This is a genomic window from uncultured Marinococcus sp. (assembly GCF_947493875.1).
Taxonomy (GTDB): domain Bacteria; phylum Bacillota; class Bacilli; order Bacillales; family Marinococcaceae; genus Marinococcus.
Window position 1 is genome coordinate 31,182 of record NZ_CANLSU010000003.1, and the last position, 19,564, is coordinate 50,745.

At 52.0% G+C, this 19,564-nt stretch carries 16 protein-coding genes; 8 read left to right on the forward strand and 8 right to left on the reverse strand.

The features are described from left to right. Nucleotides 1-125 precede the first annotated feature (125 nt). Nucleotides 126-899, forward strand: a complete 774-nt coding sequence (locus Q0757_RS05775) for an SDR family NAD(P)-dependent oxidoreductase (RefSeq protein WP_298785430.1) — start codon at nucleotides 126-128, stop codon at nucleotides 897-899. 84 nt (nucleotides 900-983) lie between these two features. On the opposite strand, the gene Q0757_RS05780 is transcribed toward Q0757_RS05775, so the two are convergent. The 6 genes from Q0757_RS05780 to Q0757_RS05805 form a co-directional block, all read right to left on the reverse strand. After that, entirely contained in the window at nucleotides 984-2,372 is a 1,389-nt protein-coding gene (locus tag Q0757_RS05780) for a sulfatase (RefSeq protein ID WP_298785431.1), read from the reverse strand. 28 nt (nucleotides 2,373-2,400) lie between these two features. Continuing rightward, nucleotides 2,401-3,396, reverse strand: coding sequence for a LacI family DNA-binding transcriptional regulator (locus Q0757_RS05785; protein ID WP_298785432.1), 996 nt, complete (start codon nucleotides 3,394-3,396; stop codon nucleotides 2,401-2,403). A gap of 31 nt (nucleotides 3,397-3,427) precedes the next feature. Continuing rightward, the gene (locus Q0757_RS05790; RefSeq protein ID WP_298785433.1) at nucleotides 3,428-4,213 is read right to left on the reverse strand and encodes an alpha/beta hydrolase family protein; all 786 of its coding nucleotides are present in this window, start codon (nucleotides 4,211-4,213) and stop codon (nucleotides 3,428-3,430) included. A 21-nt stretch (nucleotides 4,214-4,234) separates the two neighbouring features. Next, a complete protein-coding gene (locus Q0757_RS05795) occupies nucleotides 4,235-5,056 on the reverse strand; it encodes a carbohydrate ABC transporter permease (RefSeq protein WP_298785434.1) in 822 nt (273 codons plus the stop codon). A gap of 12 nt (nucleotides 5,057-5,068) precedes the next feature. Continuing rightward, nucleotides 5,069-5,929 (reverse strand): carbohydrate ABC transporter permease, encoded by an 861-nt coding sequence (locus Q0757_RS05800; RefSeq protein ID WP_298786139.1) that lies wholly within the window; start codon nucleotides 5,927-5,929, stop codon nucleotides 5,069-5,071. A gap of 91 nt (nucleotides 5,930-6,020) precedes the next feature. After that, nucleotides 6,021-7,256, reverse strand: a complete 1,236-nt coding sequence (locus Q0757_RS05805; protein WP_298785435.1) for a sugar ABC transporter substrate-binding protein — start codon at nucleotides 7,254-7,256, stop codon at nucleotides 6,021-6,023. Nucleotides 7,257-7,506: 250 nt separating this feature from the next. Between Q0757_RS05805 and Q0757_RS05810 the strand changes: the two genes are divergently transcribed. Together Q0757_RS05810 and Q0757_RS05815 are read left to right on the forward strand one after the other, a co-directional pair. Continuing rightward, complete coding sequence (locus Q0757_RS05810) at nucleotides 7,507-9,675, forward strand: glycoside hydrolase family 3 N-terminal domain-containing protein (protein WP_298785436.1); 2,169 nt, start codon at nucleotides 7,507-7,509, stop codon at nucleotides 9,673-9,675. A 240-nt stretch (nucleotides 9,676-9,915) separates the two neighbouring features. Beyond that, a complete protein-coding gene (locus tag Q0757_RS05815) occupies nucleotides 9,916-11,001 on the forward strand; it encodes a sensor domain-containing diguanylate cyclase (RefSeq protein WP_298785437.1) in 1,086 nt (361 codons plus the stop codon). 67 nt (nucleotides 11,002-11,068) lie between these two features. Here the strand turns inward: Q0757_RS05815 and mqo are convergent, their stop codons facing one another. Both mqo and Q0757_RS05825 read right to left on the reverse strand, forming a co-directional pair. Further along, the gene (gene mqo, locus Q0757_RS05820; RefSeq protein WP_298785438.1) at nucleotides 11,069-12,565 is read right to left on the reverse strand and encodes a malate dehydrogenase (quinone); all 1,497 of its coding nucleotides are present in this window, start codon (nucleotides 12,563-12,565) and stop codon (nucleotides 11,069-11,071) included. A gap of 153 nt (nucleotides 12,566-12,718) precedes the next feature. Continuing rightward, nucleotides 12,719-14,854 carry an MMPL family transporter gene (locus tag Q0757_RS05825; RefSeq protein ID WP_298785439.1) on the reverse strand — a complete coding sequence of 712 codons (2,136 nt, stop codon included), beginning with the start codon at nucleotides 14,852-14,854 and terminating at the stop codon, nucleotides 12,719-12,721. 258 nt (nucleotides 14,855-15,112) lie between these two features. Here Q0757_RS05825 and Q0757_RS05830 point away from each other — a divergent pair, with 258 nt between their 5' ends. The 5 genes from Q0757_RS05830 (at nucleotide 15,113) to Q0757_RS05850 (ending at nucleotide 19,153) form a co-directional block, all read left to right on the forward strand. Next, nucleotides 15,113-15,673, forward strand: coding sequence for a TetR/AcrR family transcriptional regulator (locus tag Q0757_RS05830; protein WP_298786141.1), 561 nt, complete (start codon nucleotides 15,113-15,115; stop codon nucleotides 15,671-15,673). A 370-nt stretch (nucleotides 15,674-16,043) separates the two neighbouring features. After that, nucleotides 16,044-16,637, forward strand: a complete 594-nt coding sequence (locus tag Q0757_RS05835) for a TetR/AcrR family transcriptional regulator (protein WP_298785440.1) — start codon at nucleotides 16,044-16,046, stop codon at nucleotides 16,635-16,637. A 46-nt stretch (nucleotides 16,638-16,683) separates the two neighbouring features. Further along, nucleotides 16,684-17,904, forward strand: coding sequence for an MFS transporter (locus Q0757_RS05840; protein ID WP_298785441.1), 1,221 nt, complete (start codon nucleotides 16,684-16,686; stop codon nucleotides 17,902-17,904). Between the two features lie 181 nt (nucleotides 17,905-18,085). Next, entirely contained in the window at nucleotides 18,086-18,502 is a 417-nt protein-coding gene (locus Q0757_RS05845) for a hypothetical protein (RefSeq protein ID WP_298785442.1), read from the forward strand. A gap of 75 nt (nucleotides 18,503-18,577) precedes the next feature. Continuing rightward, nucleotides 18,578-19,153, forward strand: a complete 576-nt coding sequence (locus tag Q0757_RS05850) for a sialidase family protein (protein ID WP_298785443.1) — start codon at nucleotides 18,578-18,580, stop codon at nucleotides 19,151-19,153. Nucleotides 19,154-19,564 lie beyond the last annotated feature (411 nt).

Sequence of the window (19,564 nt, forward strand, 5' to 3'; positions counted from 1 at the left end):
GGAAACACATACCACGATGTTTCGAATACCACTGTCTGGGAATGGGAATTACGTCAATGAATAGTTAATAGTTATGGGAAAACGAAACAGCAGGCTGCCCGCCGGGTAGTATAGGAGGAATAAAGATGAAGATTTTGATAACAGGAGCGACAGACGGCATAGGCATGGAAACGGCGAGGATGCTGACAAAAGAGGGCCATGAGGTGCTGCTGCACGGACGCAGCGAAGAAAAGCTTGCGGATGTGGCCAAAGAAACGGGAAACGAAAACGCCGAGCAGTATGTGGCGGATTTGTCCGATCTGGCGAACGTGAGAAGCTTCGCCCGGGCGGTCAGGGAGAAGCACAGTCACCTGGACGTGCTCATCAATAACGCGGGCGTATATACGGCCCCGGGAGAGAAGACCGAAGACGGGCTCGACATCCGGTTTGCGGTGAATACGGTGGCGCCGTATATTTTAACGAATGAGCTGCTTCCGCTGATGGATGACTCGGGACGCGTAGTGAACCTGTCCTCCGCGGCGCAGAAGCCGGTGGATGCGAAGGCGCTTGCGGGTAACGCGGACCTGCAGGACGGAGAGGCGTATGCGCAAAGCAAGCTCGCGCTCACGATGTGGACGGTGGAGCTGGCAAATAGTGTCGATCCGGTTATCGTGGCTGTGAATCCGGGGTCCCTGCTCGGAAGTAAAATGGTAAAGACCGCGTTCGGCGTCGAAGGCAGCGATATTACCATCGGGGCGAATATTCTGTATCAGGCGGCTCTGTCGGATACATTTGCCGACGCGTCCGGGAAGTATTTTGACAACGACAGCGGCGATTTCGGCGACCCGCATCCGGACGCCATGGACCGGGACAAGCGTGCTGAGCTTATCAAACAGATAGAAGGCATTATCGGAAACTAAAGCCATAACAGTATTGATATAGAAAAAAGCTGAGCCTCTGCCGGACATTACTGGCAGAGGCTCAGCCTTCGTATAAAGAATTTTTTATGACTGTTCGTTGTATTGACGCCGTAAGGCCTGCAGTTCAGCTTTAAGCTCCTCGACGACAGAGGCATAGAGAGGGTTGTCGTATTCGTTTTTCATCTCCTTAGGATCCCGTTCGAGGTCAAAAAGCTCCCATTCAGGCTCCATCGGCTTGTTGACGGCCCCAATCACATCAAGCGGTTCGCCGTAATAGTAAATCAGCTTGTACCGTCCGGTTCGTACGCCGTAATGGGCGGCCACGTTATGAATCGTCAGGTGCTCCCAGTACCGGTAATAAAACGAGCTCCGCCAGCTGTCCGGCGTGCGGCCTTCAGCGACCGGACGGAAGCTTTCCCCCTGCATCGGAGTACGCGGCTGGACGCCGGCATAGTCAAGCAGGGTGGGGGCAAAGTCATTGTTGATAATGATGCTGCTGGAGGTGCTCCGGGCGGGGATGCTTTTTGGATAGCGCATCAAGAATGGCATCTGCAGCGACTCTTCGTACATAAAGCGTTTATCGTACCAGCCGTGCTCGCCGAGAAAAAACCCCTGATCCGAGGTATAAATGACAATAGTGTTCTCTGCCAGTTGCTCCTCATCCAGATAGCGCAGCAGGCGGCCAATGTTTTCATCAATGGACAGTACGCAGCGCAGATAATCCTTTATGTAGCGCTGGTATTTCCATTCCTTTACCTCCTGGTGCGTCAAGCCTTCAGGAGGCGTGCCCTTCACATCCTCCTCCGTTAAATCCTCTATCCGCATTTCCGCGATGCGCGCGGCTGTTGCCCGGTTTTCGTACGTATCGTTAAAGGTGGTGGGCAGCTGAAACTCCATATCGTTAAATGCGTCTTTATGCTTTTCCGCTGGCAGCCACGGCCGGTGCGGGGCTTTATGGTTTACCATCAGCATGAACGGTTCGTCGGTCCGGCGTGCCTGCATCCAGTCGAGCGCGTAATCGGTAACCACGTCCGTGGAATAGCCGGGCACCTGCTTTTGGCCGCCGGCTTCAATCATCGTGGGATTGTAATATTCCCCCTGGTCGTTAAAAATGCTCCAGTAGTCAAAGCCGGCCGGATGATGAGCCTCCCCGTGGCCGAGATGCCATTTACCCACCAGGCCGGTTTGATAGCCATTTTCCTGAAGCAGCCCTGGAAAAGTCTGCTGGGTGTTGTCAAAATGCTCGGACAGGCCGCGCACCCCGTTTTCGTGGCTGTACTGGCCGGTAAGAATCGTCGCGCGGCTCGGGGCACAGAGCGAGTTGGTACAGTAGACATTATCCATGCGAATGCCTTCGTCGGCAAGACGGTCAATGTGCGGGGTATGGATGAGCTGGTCATTGTAGGCGCTGATGGACTGGGCACCGTGGTCGTCACTCATGATAAACAGAATATTCGGGCGGGATGAATGCATAAAAGCCTCCTGAATCATATTATTATAGTCAAACCCGGCTGGTGCGCACCGATTTTCTTTCGACAATATCGGTCATCAGTTTATAGTGATGGTCCACCTGTTCGCCGTCGAGCAGGCGAAAGATCAGATGGGAAGCGAGGGAGCCTGCTTCGTATTTTGGCTGACGGACAGTGGTCAGCGGTGGTGACAGGTATTCGGACAGCTGGATGTCATCAAACCCGATAATTGAAATGTCTTCGGGCACCTGAATCTGATTTTCACGGAATGCCTGCAGGCCGCCGATAGCCATCTCGTCGTTGGCGAAAAAGACGGCCTGCGGAAGATCACGCTGGGCGATCAGCAGCTTGACGGCACGGTAGCCGCCTTCCCGGGTAAAATCGCTGGCGATTTCCCACTTCGGGTAGGGGGAAAGGTGGTAGTCCTCGAGTGCCTGCCGAAAGCCCTGATAGCGGAGCTTATTGTCGCGGGCATTTGGTGGTCCGCTGATATAGGCAATCTGGCGATGGCCCCTGGTAATTAAAAATTCGGTCGCCTGTTTCGCTCCTGCAGTGTTGTCGACCTCCACCTGGAAAATATATTCGTGGTCGATCCTCCGGTCGAGAACGACGAGCGGAAAGGACTGCTTTGCGGCTTCGAGAGCGATCGCGTCGCTGATGTTATGGGCGAGGATGATTGCGCCGTCCACACGTTTTTCTGTGAGAAACTTAACCGCCGTTGACTGCGGACCGCCGACAGAGCTGCAGGCAATCAGATCAAAGCCGTGCGCGGATGTTACATCCTGCACGCCCTTGATCAGCTCGGAATAATAAGGACCGGAGAGGTCGCTCAGCAGCAGAGCGATCGTATTCGTTTTTGTTTTTTTCAGGTCGGAGGCGAAGCCGTTTTTCTGATAGTTGAGCGACCTTGCCGCCTCTTCGACTCTTCTTTTGGTGGCCGGGCTTATTTTCGGGCTGTCGTTTAACGCATAGGATGCGGTCGACAGCGCGACCCCGGCCAGCTTAGCAACATCTTTAATATTTGCCATGATTTCCCCCTGATTTGTACTGTTGATAAAGTTATGCCTTCCGGGAATTATTTGCTTCTATCGGAAGCCAGTGCAGGACCCGCTGGATGGCTTCGTCCCAAAAATCCCACGTGTGGCCGCCGGGACGGAAATCTCCGTCCACAGGGATGCTCAGCCCGGCACATTTTTGGTGAAACCGCCGGTTGTGTTCGTATAAAAAATCCTCCGTGCCGCACGTCTGATACAGGCGGGGCATTTGCCCGCCCGCGTGCTGAAGGGTGTCAAGCAGGCCTAAAATATCATTGGGCGTGGAGGCAATGTCTGCGTCCCCAAAAATCAATTCAAACTGCCGCCGTTTGTCGTCGGCCATTTGAGCATCGTGCTGTACATGGTAAACCATATCCGTCACACCGGAAAGGCTCGCGACTGCGGCGAACTGCCCGGGATGGTTCAATCCCCATTTTAATGCCCCGAATCCTCCCATTGAATGACCGGCGACAAATCGTTTAGAGGGGGAGGAGGCGATCGGCAGGAGCCGTTCGGCCACCGCCGGCAGTTCGTCGGTTAAAAATGTCCAGTACCTGCCGCCAAATGCCATATCGGTGTAGAAGCTGTTGTCTGCGGAGGGCATCACGACGGCCAGTTCCGCTTCCGACGCGTAGCGGACGATGGAGGTGTTATAAAGCCAGGCGGTATGGTTGTCGCTGAAGCCGTGCAGAAGGTATAACACGGGCGCAGGCACGCGGCTGTCCTGATACACGGACGGGGGAATAATAACGGAGGCCGCAACCGTTTTGGACAGCACCCGGGACGGAAAATCGATATGCATTACAGCCATGCGGTTTCACTCCTTAGCGTTTTATTTAATGCCGGAAACGTTAAAGCCTTCCACGATGTATTTCTGGAACACCACGAAAACAATAATGATCGGAAGCACCATAAAGGTGGACCCGGCCATCTGAAGCCCGTAGTTGGTCACGTTCTGGTCCTGCAAAAGAGCAAGTCCGACCGACAGGGTATAGAGCGATTCATCGTTTGCGACAATCAGCGGCCAGAGAAAGCTGTTCCAGGAGCCGATGAAGGTCAAAATAACCTGTACTGCAAGAATCGGCTTAGCCAGCGGAATGATCAGCTTAAAAAAGATATAGAATTCACCCGCGCCGTCCAGCCGGGCGGCCTCGATCAAATCGTCAGGGATGGTGACCATAAACTGCCGGATCAAAAATATGTTGAACGCGGCAATCAGTCCCGGGAGCACAATGCCGGCCATTGTGTTGGTCAGCCCGGCCTGGTTTAAAATCAGGTAGGTCGGAATCATCGTTACCTGCCCGGGAATCATCATCGTGACAAGCACGACAGCAAACCACATTTCCTTGCGCTTGAATTCAAACTTCCCGAAGCCGTAGCCGGCCATCGTGTTAAACAGCAGGCCGATCATGGAAAAGGCAACAATAATCAGTGTATTAATTAAGTACACATCAAAGTTCAGGTTCGTAAACAGCTCGATGTAGTTGGTGAAGGTCGGTTCGAGTGGAAAGAGCGTTGGCGGAATGCTCAGCACTTCGTTTTCATTTTTAAACGAGCTGAGCACCATCCAAAAAAACGGCAGTGCGACAAGGAAGCCGCCGACAACGAGCACCGTGTTGATCAGGGCTCTCTCCCATCTGTTATTTAGTTCCATGCGGAGTCCTCCTTATTGATCGGCTTTTCGGAATTTAAACTGGACCAGGGTAGCAACGATAATGATCGCAAACAGAACAAAGGAAGCCGAGGCGCCGTAGCCGAATTCGCTGGACTGAAACCCTTCCTGGTAAATAAACAGCGCAATGGAATTTGTGCCGTTCAGCGGGCCGCCGTCCGTCATGACAAACGGCTCCTCGAAAAACTGCAGCCAGGCGATCAGCGTTGTCACAGTCACAAAGAAGGTGGCAAACCGCATCGAGGGAAGCGTAATGTTCCACAGCTTCTGCCAGCGGTTGGCGCCGTCTATGTCGGCAGCTTCATAATAGATTCGCGGGATGGACTGCAGGGCGGCTAAAAAGATCAGCATGCTGACCCCGTTGCTTTTCCAGACCGCCATAATAATTAAGGATATTTTCGCCACGAAGGGATGCTCGAGCCACGGAACCGCCTGCAGATCGACCATCGACAGCAGGTAATTAAACAGCCCGTACTGCTGGTTGTACAAAAAGCCCCATACAACGGCGATTGCGACAATATTTGTAATCGAGGGCATATAATAAATCACCCGGAAGGTCGAAGACATCCGGTCGGTAACGAGCTTCAAGAACAATGCGATGACAAACGAACTGATAATCGCAAGCGGCACCCCGATCACGACGTACAGCAGCGTGTTCCACATGGACTGAAGAAACACCGGGTCCTGGAACAGCCGGATAAAATTGCTGATACCGACAAAGCTGATCTGAGACCAGTTTGCAAGCCCGCCGATGTTCATATCAGTAAAGCTGATCACAAGGGCGATAATAATGGGCAGAAACGAAAACGCCACCAGAAGAAGGAGCGCCGGCCCGATAAATAAATAAGGGGTCATGGATGCTTTTACACGATTCACTACATTCACCTCTCCACATGCTGCAAAGATGAAATTAGGTGCAGACAAGGTGCACCTAATTTGTTTTTATCTATTCACCAAGAATTCGTGAAACCTCCTGCTGATATTCGTCGAGAGACTTATCAATATCGGCATCGTTGCGGTTGATCTGCTCAAGGGTGCTGAGAAGCTCCTGTCCCATCTGCTCATATTCAGGCACGAGCGGCAGCGGCTTGGTGTGCTCGAGCTGCTCGCCGAAGGTGCTGATTTTGTCATCGTCCTTTAGCACTGGATCTTCCCAGGCTTCCAGATTCGCCGGCAGTTCACTGTGGTCCTCATACCATTTCACCTGGGTTTCCGGGGCGGACATCCAGTTAATGAAATCAAGCGCTTCTTCAGTTTTTTCACTATTGTTGAAAACGGTCCAGTGCGCACCGCCCATCATGGAATCGTTGGTTTCTGCTTCCGGCATCAGGGTGACGTCCCAGTCGCCTTCAATTTCCGGGGTGCGCTCCTCAATTGTTTGTATATCCCACGGGCCGCTGATAAACATTGGCTTGGAGCCATCCGCAAATGCCTGGAAAAATTCCTTGCCTTCCCCTAATTGGGAATATCCTTCGTCATAAAACGTATGGTGAAGCTCGATAGCCTCCTGAAAGGCCGGATCGTCAAAGTTTTCAGCGCCTTTATCCAGGTCGTAATCCCAACCCTGCTCCCAGGCCATCACGAAGGGAAACTGGGGATCATCAGCCAAAAGGTCGATAGCATACTGATCATCACCGCGGGCGGTAAGCTGCTCGGAGGCATCGACCATGTCATCCCATGTTTTTGGACCGTCCGGATAGCCTGCGTCCTCCAATATGTCGGTACGGTAAAAAAGAGCTCGTGTATCCACGTACCAGGGGACGCCGATGGTCTGATCCTCGTATTTGGTCGTTTCCACGGCTGTATCATAGAAATTATCACTGCTGAGGTTGTCGTATTCATCTGTGTAGTCGGAAAGGTCTTTAAAAGTCCCCGCATCGGCGAATTCTGCCACCCAGGTGGTGCCGACCTGCAGAACATCCGGGCCGTCCCCGGAAGCAACGGCAGTGACGATTTTGTCATGGGCATTTTCCCACGGAATAGCCTGGACCTCTACTGTCGTTCCGGACTCATCCTCGTATTCCTGGACAAATTCATCGAGGCCGTCGGTCATGGTCCAGACAGTAATGGTGTCATCGCTGCTTTCGTTTCCCCCGGAGCCTCCACCGGAGGAGCAGGCAGCCAATACGAAGGACGAAGCAGCCAGCACAGACACAGTTTTAAACGCTTGATGTTTTTTCACTCTAAAAACTCCCTTATGATTTTTAGTGAAACGTTTCTATAAAAAACAAATAAAAAATTGAAGCAGTGAAAAGCTGATTAATAAGTAATTTAACGATTATACTCGTGAAATACATAAAGCTAAATAAAGAAATAATCGATAATCTATTGAAACGTTTCTATAAATCGATTATAGTATCAACTGAAAGCGATTTCAATATATTTTTTCAAAAATTGTATATTGAGAATTTATCACCTACAGGAGGATACTTATGCAAACACAGGATGTGCGTACATTAATAGAACAAATGTCTATCGAAGAAAAGGCAGCCCAGCTTCAGCAGCTGGCTACCCCGTTTTTCAAAGGAGCCTCCGACCGGGGCGCCATTACAGGTCCTCTTATAGGAATGGATGTTTCAGACGATGCGATTGCAAATACCGGCTCGGTGCTCGGCGCCTGCGGAGCGGCCGAAACCAACCGTATTCAGCAGAAGCATCTTGAAGAGAACCGCCTGGGCATTCCGCTGCTGTTTATGGCAGATATTGTGCACGGCTATCAGACCATTTTTCCGGTGCCCCTTGCGATGGGGTGCACGTGGGATCTGGAGCTTGCTGAGCAAAGCGCTGCGGTAGCCGCTAAAGAGGCTTCTGTTTCAGGTGTTCACGTTACATTTGCGCCGATGGTCGATCTGGTGAGGGACCCAAGGTGGGGCAGGGTGATGGAATCCACGGGAGAGGATACTTATTTAAACGGAGCCTTCGCTGCTGCCCAGGTGAAAGGCTTTCAGGGAGATTCGGGAGGGACGGAAGTGGGCAAGCTCATCTCCTGCGTGAAGCATTTTGCGGCGTACGGTGCACCGGAGGGAGGCCGGGATTACAATACGGTGGATGTGTCCGAATTAACTCTGCGGGAGCAGTATCTGCCGGCGTACCGGGCCGCTTTGGATGCAGGAAGTGAAATGATGATGACAGCATTTAATACCGTCTTTGGGGTTCCGGCAACTGGCAACGCATGGCTGATGCGCGATCTTCTGCGCAAGGAATGGGGGTTCCAGGGCCCGGTCATCTCCGACTGGGGCGCCGTTAAAGAGCTGATTCCGCACGGAGTGGCTGAGGACAGCGCAGAAGCTGCGGAGAAATCATTGAAGGCCGGAGTGGATATCGAAATGATGACCACCACCTATATCGAATCCATCCCCGAGCTTGTGCGCAACGGAATTCTGGAGGAAGAGGTAATCGATGAAGGTGTGGAGCGCATTTTACGGCTGAAGCAGAAGCTCAACCTGTTTGAACGCCCGTACCGTCATGCCGATGAAGCGTTGGAGCATAAGGTTATCCGGTCTCAGGAGCATCTGGAGGCCGCCAGGCAGACAGCCGCGGATTCATGCGTGCTGCTGAAAAATGAAAACGAAGTGCTGCCGCTGCAAAAAGAGCAGACGGTCGCCGTTATCGGGCCGTTTGCTGATCACACCGATATTTTAGGGCAGTGGTCGTGGCGGGGCAAACCGGAGGAAACGGTCACACTCGTGCAGGGGCTGAAAACAACCGCCGGGGCGGGCAATATTCTGTCTGCCGAGGGCAGCCGCGTAGAAGAGACCGATGAAACGCTGCTTAAAGAAGCGCTGCAGGCGGCGGAAAAAGCCGACGTCATTATAGCGGCGCTTGGAGAGCCTTCAGAGTGGAGCGGGGAAGCCGGATCCCGCACGGATATTACCATCCCCCGGGCGCAGCGGGAGCTGCTGGCGCGTTTACGAAAAACTAATAAACCACTCGTAACGGTGCTGTTTAACGGAAGGCCGCTCGATCTGCAGGAGATTACAGAGCATACCGATGCCCTGGTGGAAGCTTGGTTCCCGGGATCTGAAGGCGGATCGGCGCTGGCGGATCTTCTGCTTGGCAGTGTTAATCCATCAGCGAAGCTTACGATGTCGTTTCCACAGTCAGTCGGGCAGGTACCAGTGTACTACAATCATTTTAGTACCGGCCGTCCGAAAAGTGAGGGAAGGGACGGGGACCGCTATCTGTCGAAATATCTGGACAGCCCGAATGAGCCGCTGTTCCCCTTTGGCTACGGGATGAGCTATACAACGTTCCAGTACAGCGGCTTTCACCTGGACAAAACAGAAATAACCCGAAAGGATACGTTAAACGTGAAGGTAACCATTACCAACACTGGCACAAGAGACGGCAAAGAGGTGGTGCAGCTGTATGTCAGGGATCATGCCGGTGAAGCTGTACGACCGCTGAAGGAGCTGAAGGGATTCCAAAAAATACATTTAGCGGCCGGCGAATCCAGGGAAGTGGCATTCAGTATTAAGGAAGAGAATCTGCGGTACTGGCATCCGGATATGACGTATCGGAGCGACAGAGGCACATTCACAGTTATGGCCGGTCCGAACAGCCGGGACGTGGAAGCCGCTGAATTTAGATTGAATGATTAGCAAACACTTGTTTTAAAAGGACAAATAAAGACAGGAGGGAAGCCAGTTCTTGAAACAGATCTGGCTTCTTTATTTATGTATTGAAACTAAGTCCCAGCAAGCTCCTTTATAAATATAGGCCCTTGTTATAGAAATGGTAAACAACACTTGGCCTGCACAGGAAATATATGAAGAAAATGGTATATTGAATAAGGAAACCGATAGAAAATGGAAAAATGTTGAAATTGTGTGGAGGTTATTATGCTATCAGGATTTTTTATTAACATTACTATACTCGTTTCGTTTATTTTTGTATTCCACCGTATATTTTATCAGGTGCCACTGCGGGAGTCTTCGTCGCTCGGTCAAAAACTATTTGCCGGAGTCCTCAGCGGAGTGCTCGGGCTGATTTTACTCACTTACAGCATTCCGTTAAGCGACACCACCATCATTGATCTTCGGATGGTTCCCATTACGTTAATGGCCATTTTCGGAGGATGGATCCCAACCACTATAGCCGGCCTGATAATTGTAGCGGGAAGGCTGGTTATCGGGGTGAGCATATCTTCGGTGGCCGCGATCATCCTGATTATTGCGACCATTTTTTCCTGTCTGCTGGTGCATAAGCTTGTAAAAAACGTATGGATTCAGGCAGCATGGATGGTGCTCATCACTAACACATACATTGCTGTTACATTAGATATTCTTCTGCCACCCGGACAGTGGCTCCCTGTTTCCGGTATGTACCTGTTGTCGTCTATTCTCGGGACGGCAGTGGCCGTCTATATGTTTACCCACCTGACCCAGGTGAATGAATTATTCCGACGGTATCAGGATCAGGCTTATCGGGACGGCCTGACCAGCCTGTACAACAAGCGGGCGTTTCAGGAAATGATTCAGCAGACCGAAGCGGAATACACAGGTAGCTCCCGATCGCTGTCACTTCTGGTTCTTGATATCGATCATTTTAAATCAATCAATGATACGTACGGTCACTCGGAAGGAGATGTGGTCTTAACCCAGCTTAGTGAAATCCTCGAGAGGTCTATTCGCTCGAATGATTTGGCGTTTCGTGTTGGCGGGGAAGAATTCACTATTCTGCTGCATGACTGTACGAGCGCCCAGGCATTAATCATTTCTGAACGAATTCGATTAAACGTGGAGGAAGCAGACTTTCACCTTCATCAAATTCCGGATTCTTTGAATGTTACTGTTTCGGTTGGGGTCTCCACCTACCCGGAAACAGAAGCACAGATCCAGCATCTGTACGATGCATCTGACGAAGCACTCTACCAGGCGAAAAGGCAGGGGCGGAACCGCGTCTGTTTTGCGGAAGCTACTGCCTAAACCAAAGCATCCAAAAAAGCATCACCTGCCCATCGGCGGGTGATGCTTTTGCATGCATGAAATGGTATTAGTTTACAGCCCTCGTGAGCCGGAGGGTGCGCGAAGTGGAATCATGCACCATATCAAGCAGCTCGGGGTTGTCCTCGAGAGACCTGCCGTAGGACGGAATGATTTCCTTCAGCTTCGGCTCCCACGCTTCCAGGTGCTCGGGGAAGCATTTATTCAGGACTTCAAGCATAATCGACACAGACACCGAAGCGCCCGGCGATTCACCGAGAAGCGCCGCCATCGTGCGGTCTTCGGCATGAATCAGCTTGGTGCCAAACTGCAGGGCCCCGCGGCCGCCCTCCTCGGTATCCTCAATCAGCTGGACGCGCTGGCCGGCGACGAGAAGCTCCCAGTCCTCACTGGACGCATCCGGCACAAAGTTGCGCAGCTCCTCCATCCGGTGTTCCTTGGTCATGCTCAGCTGCTGGGCGAGGTACTTGAGCAGCGGGGTGTTCTTTGCGCCGGCTGCTAGCATCGTCAGCACGTTTGTCGGCTTGACCGAGCCAAACAGATCCATCGGCGACCCCTGCTTCAAAAACTTGGGCGTAAATCCGGCGAACGGGCCGTACAGAAGTGTATCCCTGCCTTCGATATGACGCCGGTCCAGGTGCGGCACCGTCATCGGGGGAGTGCCCTCCGGTTCTTTGCCGTACACCTTGGAATGATGCTTTTGGACGACCTCGGGATTATCACAGACAAGGAATTCACCGCTGATCGGAAATCCGCCGATATGCCTGCTTTCGGGAATGCCGGTTTTTTGCAGCAGCGGCAGGGCGCCGCCGCCGGCACCGATAAAGGCGAAGGAGGCCGTATGCTCTTCGAGCGTTTCCTGTTGGTGGTTTCGGACCTTTACTTCCCACGTGCCGTCTGGTCGCTGGGCAATATCGTCGACAGAGTGGTTGTAGCGGATTTCAACATTACTTTGCTTCTCCAGGCTGGCAAGCATCTGGCGGGTCAGTTCCCCGAAATTGATATCGGTGCCGTGGTCGACCTTGGTGGCCGCGATCGGCTCGTCGGAGTCACGCCCCTCCATCATTAACGGAATCCACTGCCTGATTTGTTCGGGATCCTCGGAAAACTCCATGCCCTGAAACTGGGGATGGCCGTCGAGGGCCTCGAACCGTTTCTTCAGAAAGTTTACGTGATCCTGGCCGTACACAAAGCTGATGTGGGGCAGGGGACGTATAAACTCCTCCGGATTTTTAAGGTCGCCCTGGTCCACCAGATGCGCCCAGAGCTGTCTTGAAATCTGAAACTGTTCATTAATTTCGACCGCCCGGCTGGTCTTCAGAGAGCCGTCCGGCTGCTCCGGGGTATAGTTCAGCTCACAGAGAGCTGCGTGGCCGGTACCGGCGTTGTTCCACTCATTCGAGCTCTCCTGTCCGGCGGAATCGAGCTTTTCAAAAATTGTGATGCGCCACTCCGGCTCCAGCTTTTTCAGAAGCGTGGCGAGCGTTGCGCTCACGATGCCGGCGCCAACAAGAATCACGTCCGTGGTGGTATTACTGTGGTTCATGGTTTTTCCTCCTTAAAAGGTGCATAAGTGTAAGCGTTTGCGTTAAGTAGTATGGTCATCTGATGACTTGGTTTTTATTATAACATAATCATCGGTTAAATAGAAAAATAAATAAAGGGAGCCTTTCCTCATTTCGTGAAAGGCTCCCATGTACTATTTATCCTGATTTTTGCGGTGGCTCAGTTTTTCCCCTTCCACGTCGATATCCGGAAGCAGGCGGTCGAGCCAGCGGGGCATGTACCAGGCGGCTCTGCCCATCAGCTTCATAACTGCCGGCACAATCGTCAGACGCACAACAAATGCATCGAATAATACCCCGAAGGTTAAGGAGAGGCCGATGGATTTGACCATGGCGTCCGGAGTTGCGATAAAGCCGATGAACACAGCCATCATAATGAGCCCGGCGGCGACAACGACTTTGCCGTTATCACGCATGCCGGCGAGAATGGCTTCCTGGGGATCACCGGTCTGGGTGTATACTTCGCGCATGCGGCTGACCAGAAATACCTCATAGTCCATGGCGAGACCGAATAAAATGCCGATGGAAATGATAGGAAGAAATGCCAGAACGGCGCTTTCCCCGGGAAAGCCGAATAAATCAAGCAGATGGCCGTCCTGAATAACAAAAACCACAAAGCCGAGCGTGGCTGCAAGCGACAGTAAAAAGCCCAGCACAGCCTTTAACGGCAGCAGAACCGAACGGAAGACCAGCACAAGTAATACATAAGCAAATCCGACAACAAACAGGGCAAAAATCGGCAGGGCATCCTGCAGCTTATCTGAAATGTCAATGTTAACCGCGGTCGTTCCTGTTACAAACAGCTCTGTATTCTCATAGGAAAAGGATCGGATGTCCTCCACCAGGTTTTTCGTCTGCGGGTCATTCGGCCCGGAGGTCGGGGTGACGCTGACAATATATGTGTCTCCCGCTTCATTTGGAATCGGCTGGGCCACCTGATCGACCGCATCGAGCTCCTCGAGGTCGGTGCTCATTTCCTGCAGCGTCTGCTGGACAGTCTGCTGATTCATTGAGTCATCCACCTGGAGCGCTGTGGTTAACGTCGCATGAACTCCTTCCCCGTAGGCTTCCGTTTGAAGATCGTAGGCCTTGTGCTCCGTAGTGTCTTCCTGCTTTGCCGTGCCGTCGGTCGGCAGGCCCAGATTCACATGCGTGAAGGGAAGGGCAATGGTAACAAGAAGGGCCGTGCTTATAATTGTCACGAGCCACGGGCGTTTGGTGACAAAGCCGCCCCATTTGTTTTGGGGCCGGTCGCCTTTGGAGGTCCGGGTAAACGCGTTTAAAAACCGGTTGCTTTTAAACGGTGTAATGCGGTGTCCCAGAGCTCCAAGAAGCGCCGGCAGGACAATAATCGCAACGAACACAGCCATCAGGATGCTGATGGAGGCGCCGATGCCCATCATGGTCAGAAACGGAATGCCGGTAATGGAGAGGCCGAGCAGCCCGATCATCACTGTGATCCCGGCGAACACGACGGCTGAGCCGGCGGTCCCGTTTGCAATGGCCGCGGCTTCCCGCACGGAGTGTCCTTCCGCCAGCTGTTTACGAAAGCGTGTCATGATGAACAGGGAGTAATCGATTCCTACAGCAATGCCAAGCATGGCTGCCAGACTCAGCGATACGCCCTGAATATTTACAAAATTTGATCCGATTACAATCAGTAATAGGCTGATGCCGAGGCCAAGCATCGCTGAAAAAATTGGCATGCCGGCTGCCAAAAACGAAGCAAACGTTACCGCAAGCACAAGAAACGCAACAACAATGCCGAGGATTTCCCCGGAGCCGATGCCGTGACCGGAAAACTCAATGTCGCCGGTCAGCTCAGTCTGGATCCCCTGGTCACGCGTTTGGTCGACAGAGTCCTCCAGGTTTTCGACGGAGGAGGCCGGCACCTCCTCGGCCGGTTCATCAAACGTTACCGTCGCATACCCAACGGTTTCGGAGTCGTTGAAATTCTGGAGCTGAGACGGGGGAGCGATTGTTTCCACATGCTCATCGCTGTCCTGAATGGTGGTCAGCAAATCGTTAATCGCCTGCTGGTTATCAGCATCGGTCAGGGCTTCGCCTTCCGGTGCCTGGAATACGATGTCAGCCTGAGCACCGGTAGCGGCCCCGGAAAAGGCATCTTCGAGCACGTCATTGGCTTCTTCAGCCGGAGTGCCCGGAATGGTTAATGCATCGTCAAACGAAGGTCCCCATTTAACGGTACCGAGAGCCAGCACGAGCAGGATCAGAAAAGCCCCGCTGATCACTGATTTCTTGTGGCGCACGGCCCAATCTCCTAATTTGTATAAAAGCGTTGCGATAGTTATTCCCTCCAGTAAATGTGATTGGCGGCTATGTACAAACGATGAAAAAGCACGGGCATCCGCCGTTGAAATTGACAGGCTGACGGTCATTCACTAGCCTGAAAAAAAAAGAAAACATTTGTACTAACAAATGTTAGTATAAAGACGGGAATGTTCATAATGCAATTTATTTTGACGGGTTAGAGGATAAAACAAACACTCAGGGAGGATGTGTTCGTGATGAGAAAAGCACGGCAGGACAGCATCAATTCAAAGCAGTACATTATGGAGGCAGTTACGCTCCTGATTGAAAAACAGGATATTGAAGATATTACCGTCACCGATATCTGCAAAAAAGCAGGAGTGGCCCGGGTCACGTTTTACAAATACTATACATCGATTTATGACGTCATGAATGCCTCGGTGGAAAAGGAATTGAACTCCTTCATCCGCCACCTGTCCGGCAAGGATCAGCGCGAGCATCTTACCCTTGAATTGTTTACGCAGCTGATGACCTATAAATTGAGCGAGCGCCGTCTTCCGCTGGAACGGCTGGTGAATTCGAATGCCCTTTCCATTCTGTTGGATTATTTTACGTACGCGGTGCAATCGTTATCTGCCTCCAACATGCTGTTTCATAACCAGCTGGACAGGGGGTCGGTGCTGTTTGCCGCCGGCGGCATGTTTAATATGGTGGTCGAATGGATCCGGGACGGATTTCAGGAGCCGGTAGAAACACTGGCTGAACGGATGGCCCGGGTCATCCCGAAGGATATGCTCCGTGCCGATGAAGAGACGTAAATAGCTTGTTTATCCAGTGGTCCAGTTAAAAAGATATTTATTCTTTATAGGGATAAAACGACGAAGCCTTCCTGATTAAAAGCATTGAACTTCGTTATCGAAGGTACAAAGCCGGAGGGAGTAGCAGCATCACTCGACTTTGATACACATGGAAAATCTTTGTCCTGGTTCATGCTGGAAATGGAAATTTTGGTTTAGATAGGAACAAAAGGTTAATTATAATTTTCATACGCTCTATTTCATTTATTCAATAAGCAGGAAATTATCCTTAAAATAATTTCCTGCTTATTTTCTCTGGCAAAGCATCAAGATTCGTGTTAAATTTACCTAACGTTAGGTAGGGAACGAATGCAGAAAAGGTGATAATTTGATGGAAACGCGCGAGCGGATTATTCATACGAGTCTGGAGCTGTTCACCGAGCGGGGCTACGAAGGAACAACGCTTGCGGCAATTGCCGGGCAAATAGGCATTCAAAAGCCGTCGCTGTATGCTCATTTTGCAAATAAGGAAGCTTTATTCCTGGCTACGGTTAAAAAAGCGGTGCTTGAATATAACCAGATCGTGAGCAGTGAGTTAAAAGCACTTGGGGCAGAAAGTGCCGAGATTCAGTTGAAAACGTTATTATACCGGCTTGCTGAAGTATATTACGACGAATACACGATCAGCCAGTTTTATTACCGGTTTTTATTTTTTCCACCGCCGGGCCTGGGTTCGCAAATGCAGGAGCTGGTGGAGTATCACGGCAGTGCTGCGGACCAGCACATCGAAGCTGTCGTTCAGCAGGGCAAGAATGATGGGAAGATAGAGCCATCGATTGCCAGTGATCTTATTACGGAAACCTATTTAACCCTGCTGAGCGGCATCGACTTTGACACTCGTTATTACGATTTTAATAAAGAACAAATCCGAACCCACGTCGACCGTATATGGCAGGTGTTCTGGCGTGGGATTCGGGCTTTTTGACTATACATGAAAGACGGAAGCAGCACAGATTTACAGGAGGGCACTAATGGCTGATTCATGGACTTCGTTACTAAAAAATAAAACGTTTGTGCTCGTATGGCTGTCGGGCATGACGGTGATGCTCGGCTTTTCCTTTTTCTTTCTGTCCGTTTCCTGGTTTGTCGTCGATGAAATGCAGCAGCCGGCGATTCTCGGGGTCGTCATGATGACGATCGCCATTCCGCGTGTGGCGATGATGATTTACGGCGGGGTGCTTGCAGATAAAATTCAGAAGTCGCGTATTATGTTTACGACAAATGCAATGCAGGTGGTCGTCATGATCGTCCTGGTGGTGCTCGTGCAGCAGGACGCCCTGCAGACGACATCGTTGATCATTCTGGCATTTATCTTCGGGTTTCTGGATGCGTTCTTTTTCCCGGCTGCTTCGGCAATGATTCCGAGTATTGTTCCGGTGAACCAGCTGCAGCAGGCGAACTCCTGGTACCAGGGGTCCACGGAGCTGATGTTTATCCTCGGGCCGGTGGGGGCTGGGCTATTATTAACCTTTGGCGGCTTTAGCTTTGCGTTTTCCGCAGCGGCTGGTTTGATCGCGCTCTCGACCGTTCTGATTTATCCGCCGCTGTTGAAGGACCCGGTGCCTGAAGCGAGAACTGGCCGTCATACCGCCTGGATGGATTTGAAGGAGGGCCTCGCCTATGTACGCGGTTCCGGCATCCACCGGTCCGGTACGTTGGTGATTATTACGATTAATTTATTGATGATCGGACCGCTGTTGATCAGCATTCCGATGCTTATCAGTGCTCTCGGGGGAGCGCCCTGGCAGTTAAGCCTGTTAGAAGGAGGGTTTTCGACCGGCACCTTCCTGTTAAGCGTGCTGCTCGTTACCTGGTCACTGAAGCAGCGACGGGGCCGATGGGTGCTAAGCGCACTGGGAGCAGGCTTTATTCTCCTGTTTGTGTTCAGCCAGGTGGAGGCGCTGCCTGTGCTGGTCGCTGTAATTACGCTCATGGGCGGGGCAGGTATGCTTGTGTACCTGCCGACGATTACGATGATTCAGGAAAAAACCGACAACAACAAGCTCGGCCGGGTGATGAGCCTCGTGAACTTTGCAGCGAGCGGATTCGAGCCTATTGCCTTTGCGCTCATTTCGTTTCTCGTCGCGGCATCGATTCCGATTCAGACGGTGCTCATGTACACGTCCATCACCGGACTTGTGCTGGCTGGGCTGCTGCTGTGGCTGAGCCCCGAGTTCCGGCAGACCGATTAGAGCCGCCCTAAGAGTACTGCCTAAGTCTTCCGCCCGGAAGGCTTTTTTCGTTCCGGCAGGACTGCTGTGCCCCCCTGCATCAGCAGAGCTCTCCCGGCATGACGGGAATGTCTTTAGGGGAAAACGGGAAAGGATCCTTAGACCATACATACATCACTACAATTTAGGGAGGGTGAAAGGCATGAGGGTATTGTATGCGGGCATGGAAAATGAACTGCTTGTACTCACCCACAGCGGTGAAGGGTGGCGGACGCAGGCAAAGCTTAAAGGCACCCAGCCCGTCCGGGTGGCGGTGGATCCTTCTGATGCTTCCATTGTTTATTGTGCCACGTACGGGCATGGGCTTTGGAAAAGCGAGGATGCGGGAGAAAGCTGGCAGGCGACAGGGAAGCCGCAGCTGTATTTTGAACCGGCGGGGGACCATGGTATTCCTTCGCCGTACATCACGTTTGTCGGTACAAACCCGGTGAAGAAGGGGGAGGAGTCGCATGTTGTGTATGCCGGCACCGAGCCTTCGGCAATGTATTACTCAGAAGAGGGGGGCAGGCACTGGCAGGAGTGGACCGGAATCCAGCACATGACCTCCAGATCGGAATAGCAGTTTCCGCCTCGTCCCCACACGCATCACGTCCGCTGGATCACGCCGGGCTACGGGAATCCCGATCATATAGCGGTGTCCATTGAGTACGGGGCCGTGCTTTTGTCAGAGGATCACGGAAGCACCTGGCGGGACCGGCCGGAGTACAGCCCGAGAGATGTGCATACCCTTCTGGCTCATCCGTCTGCTCCCGGCCGCCTGTACGCAGCCTGCGGGGACGGCTTTATGAACGCTTCATTTTCTTACGCAGAAAGCGAAGACGACGGACGGCACTGGCATTATCAGAGCGAAGGACTGGAGAAGCATCCGTATCTTTACAACATGGTGCTGAACGCCGCGGACGCGGACGACCGGTTCGTTTCCGCCGCCAGGGGGCCGCGCGAGGCCCATTCTTCTGATGCCGCGAGCTCCGCCATTTACCGAAAGCAGGGAGAGGCGCCTTTCAGGGAAATATCCCGGGGACTTCCGGCAGGCTCCTTTGCCCACGTCCTGGCCCAGGACCCGGAGGATACCGGCATTTTTTACGCGCTCAATAACCACGGCATCTTTTTCCTCCGAACGGACGAAGAAATATGGCAGCCTCTCAATATAGCTTGGAAGGATGCATATAAGCAGCAGCACCCGTCGTGCTTTACTGCGGGCTCCCGGTAAGAGAATCAACAGGAAGCTAAGGCTCACTCCGGCATATTAGGGATTGAAGGTGCGGTATGTTTTACTTGGAAATCAGGCGGGTAAATATATTTTATAACGCAAAAACCAAAACAGCCTTCACTGTTTCAAAATTTAAATAAACGGCAGAAATGAATGGATATAAAAGCCAGTGCATGAGCCGGAAAAAGGACTTCGTTCCTTTTTCTGGCTTTTTTTATTGGGAAAGACCCCCCCATGCAGCCTGCGCCAAAAGGACGTGGGGCCAGGTATTAAGGAAAGAAGGCATTTATTGTCGCCTTTTCGGTATGATGCGTTAAAAAATGATGAAATCAAAGAAAGAGAGGAAGCATAAAATGGAAATAGCAGCAGTAATTTTGTACGGCGTCTTTGCGGCGCTTCTATTGATTAATC

Excerpts from the sequence above, each read along its gene's own strand:
- Q0757_RS05775 (WP_298785430.1), top strand. The coding sequence starts at position 126 with ATGAAGATTTTGATAACAGGAGCGACAGACGGCATAGGCATGGAAACG.
- Q0757_RS05780 (WP_298785431.1), bottom strand. The coding sequence starts at position 2,372 with ATGCATTCATCCCGCCCGAATATTCTGTTTATCATGAGTGACGACCAC.
- Q0757_RS05785 (WP_298785432.1), bottom strand. The coding sequence starts at position 3,396 with ATGGCAAATATTAAAGATGTTGCTAAGCTGGCCGGGGTCGCGCTGTCG.
- Q0757_RS05790 (WP_298785433.1), bottom strand. The coding sequence starts at position 4,213 with ATGGCTGTAATGCATATCGATTTTCCGTCCCGGGTGCTGTCCAAAACG.
- Q0757_RS05795 (WP_298785434.1), bottom strand. The coding sequence starts at position 5,056 with ATGGAACTAAATAACAGATGGGAGAGAGCCCTGATCAACACGGTGCTC.
- Q0757_RS05800 (WP_298786139.1), bottom strand. The coding sequence starts at position 5,929 with ATGACCCCTTATTTATTTATCGGGCCGGCGCTCCTTCTTCTGGTGGCG.
- Q0757_RS05810 (WP_298785436.1), top strand. The coding sequence starts at position 7,507 with ATGCAAACACAGGATGTGCGTACATTAATAGAACAAATGTCTATCGAA.
- Q0757_RS05815 (WP_298785437.1), top strand. The coding sequence starts at position 9,916 with ATGCTATCAGGATTTTTTATTAACATTACTATACTCGTTTCGTTTATT.
- mqo (WP_298785438.1), bottom strand. The coding sequence starts at position 12,565 with ATGAACCACAGTAATACCACCACGGACGTGATTCTTGTTGGCGCCGGC.
- Q0757_RS05830 (WP_298786141.1), top strand. The coding sequence starts at position 15,113 with ATGAGAAAAGCACGGCAGGACAGCATCAATTCAAAGCAGTACATTATG.
- Q0757_RS05835 (WP_298785440.1), top strand. The coding sequence starts at position 16,044 with ATGGAAACGCGCGAGCGGATTATTCATACGAGTCTGGAGCTGTTCACC.
- Q0757_RS05840 (WP_298785441.1), top strand. The coding sequence starts at position 16,684 with ATGGCTGATTCATGGACTTCGTTACTAAAAAATAAAACGTTTGTGCTC.
- Q0757_RS05845 (WP_298785442.1), top strand. The coding sequence starts at position 18,086 with ATGAGGGTATTGTATGCGGGCATGGAAAATGAACTGCTTGTACTCACC.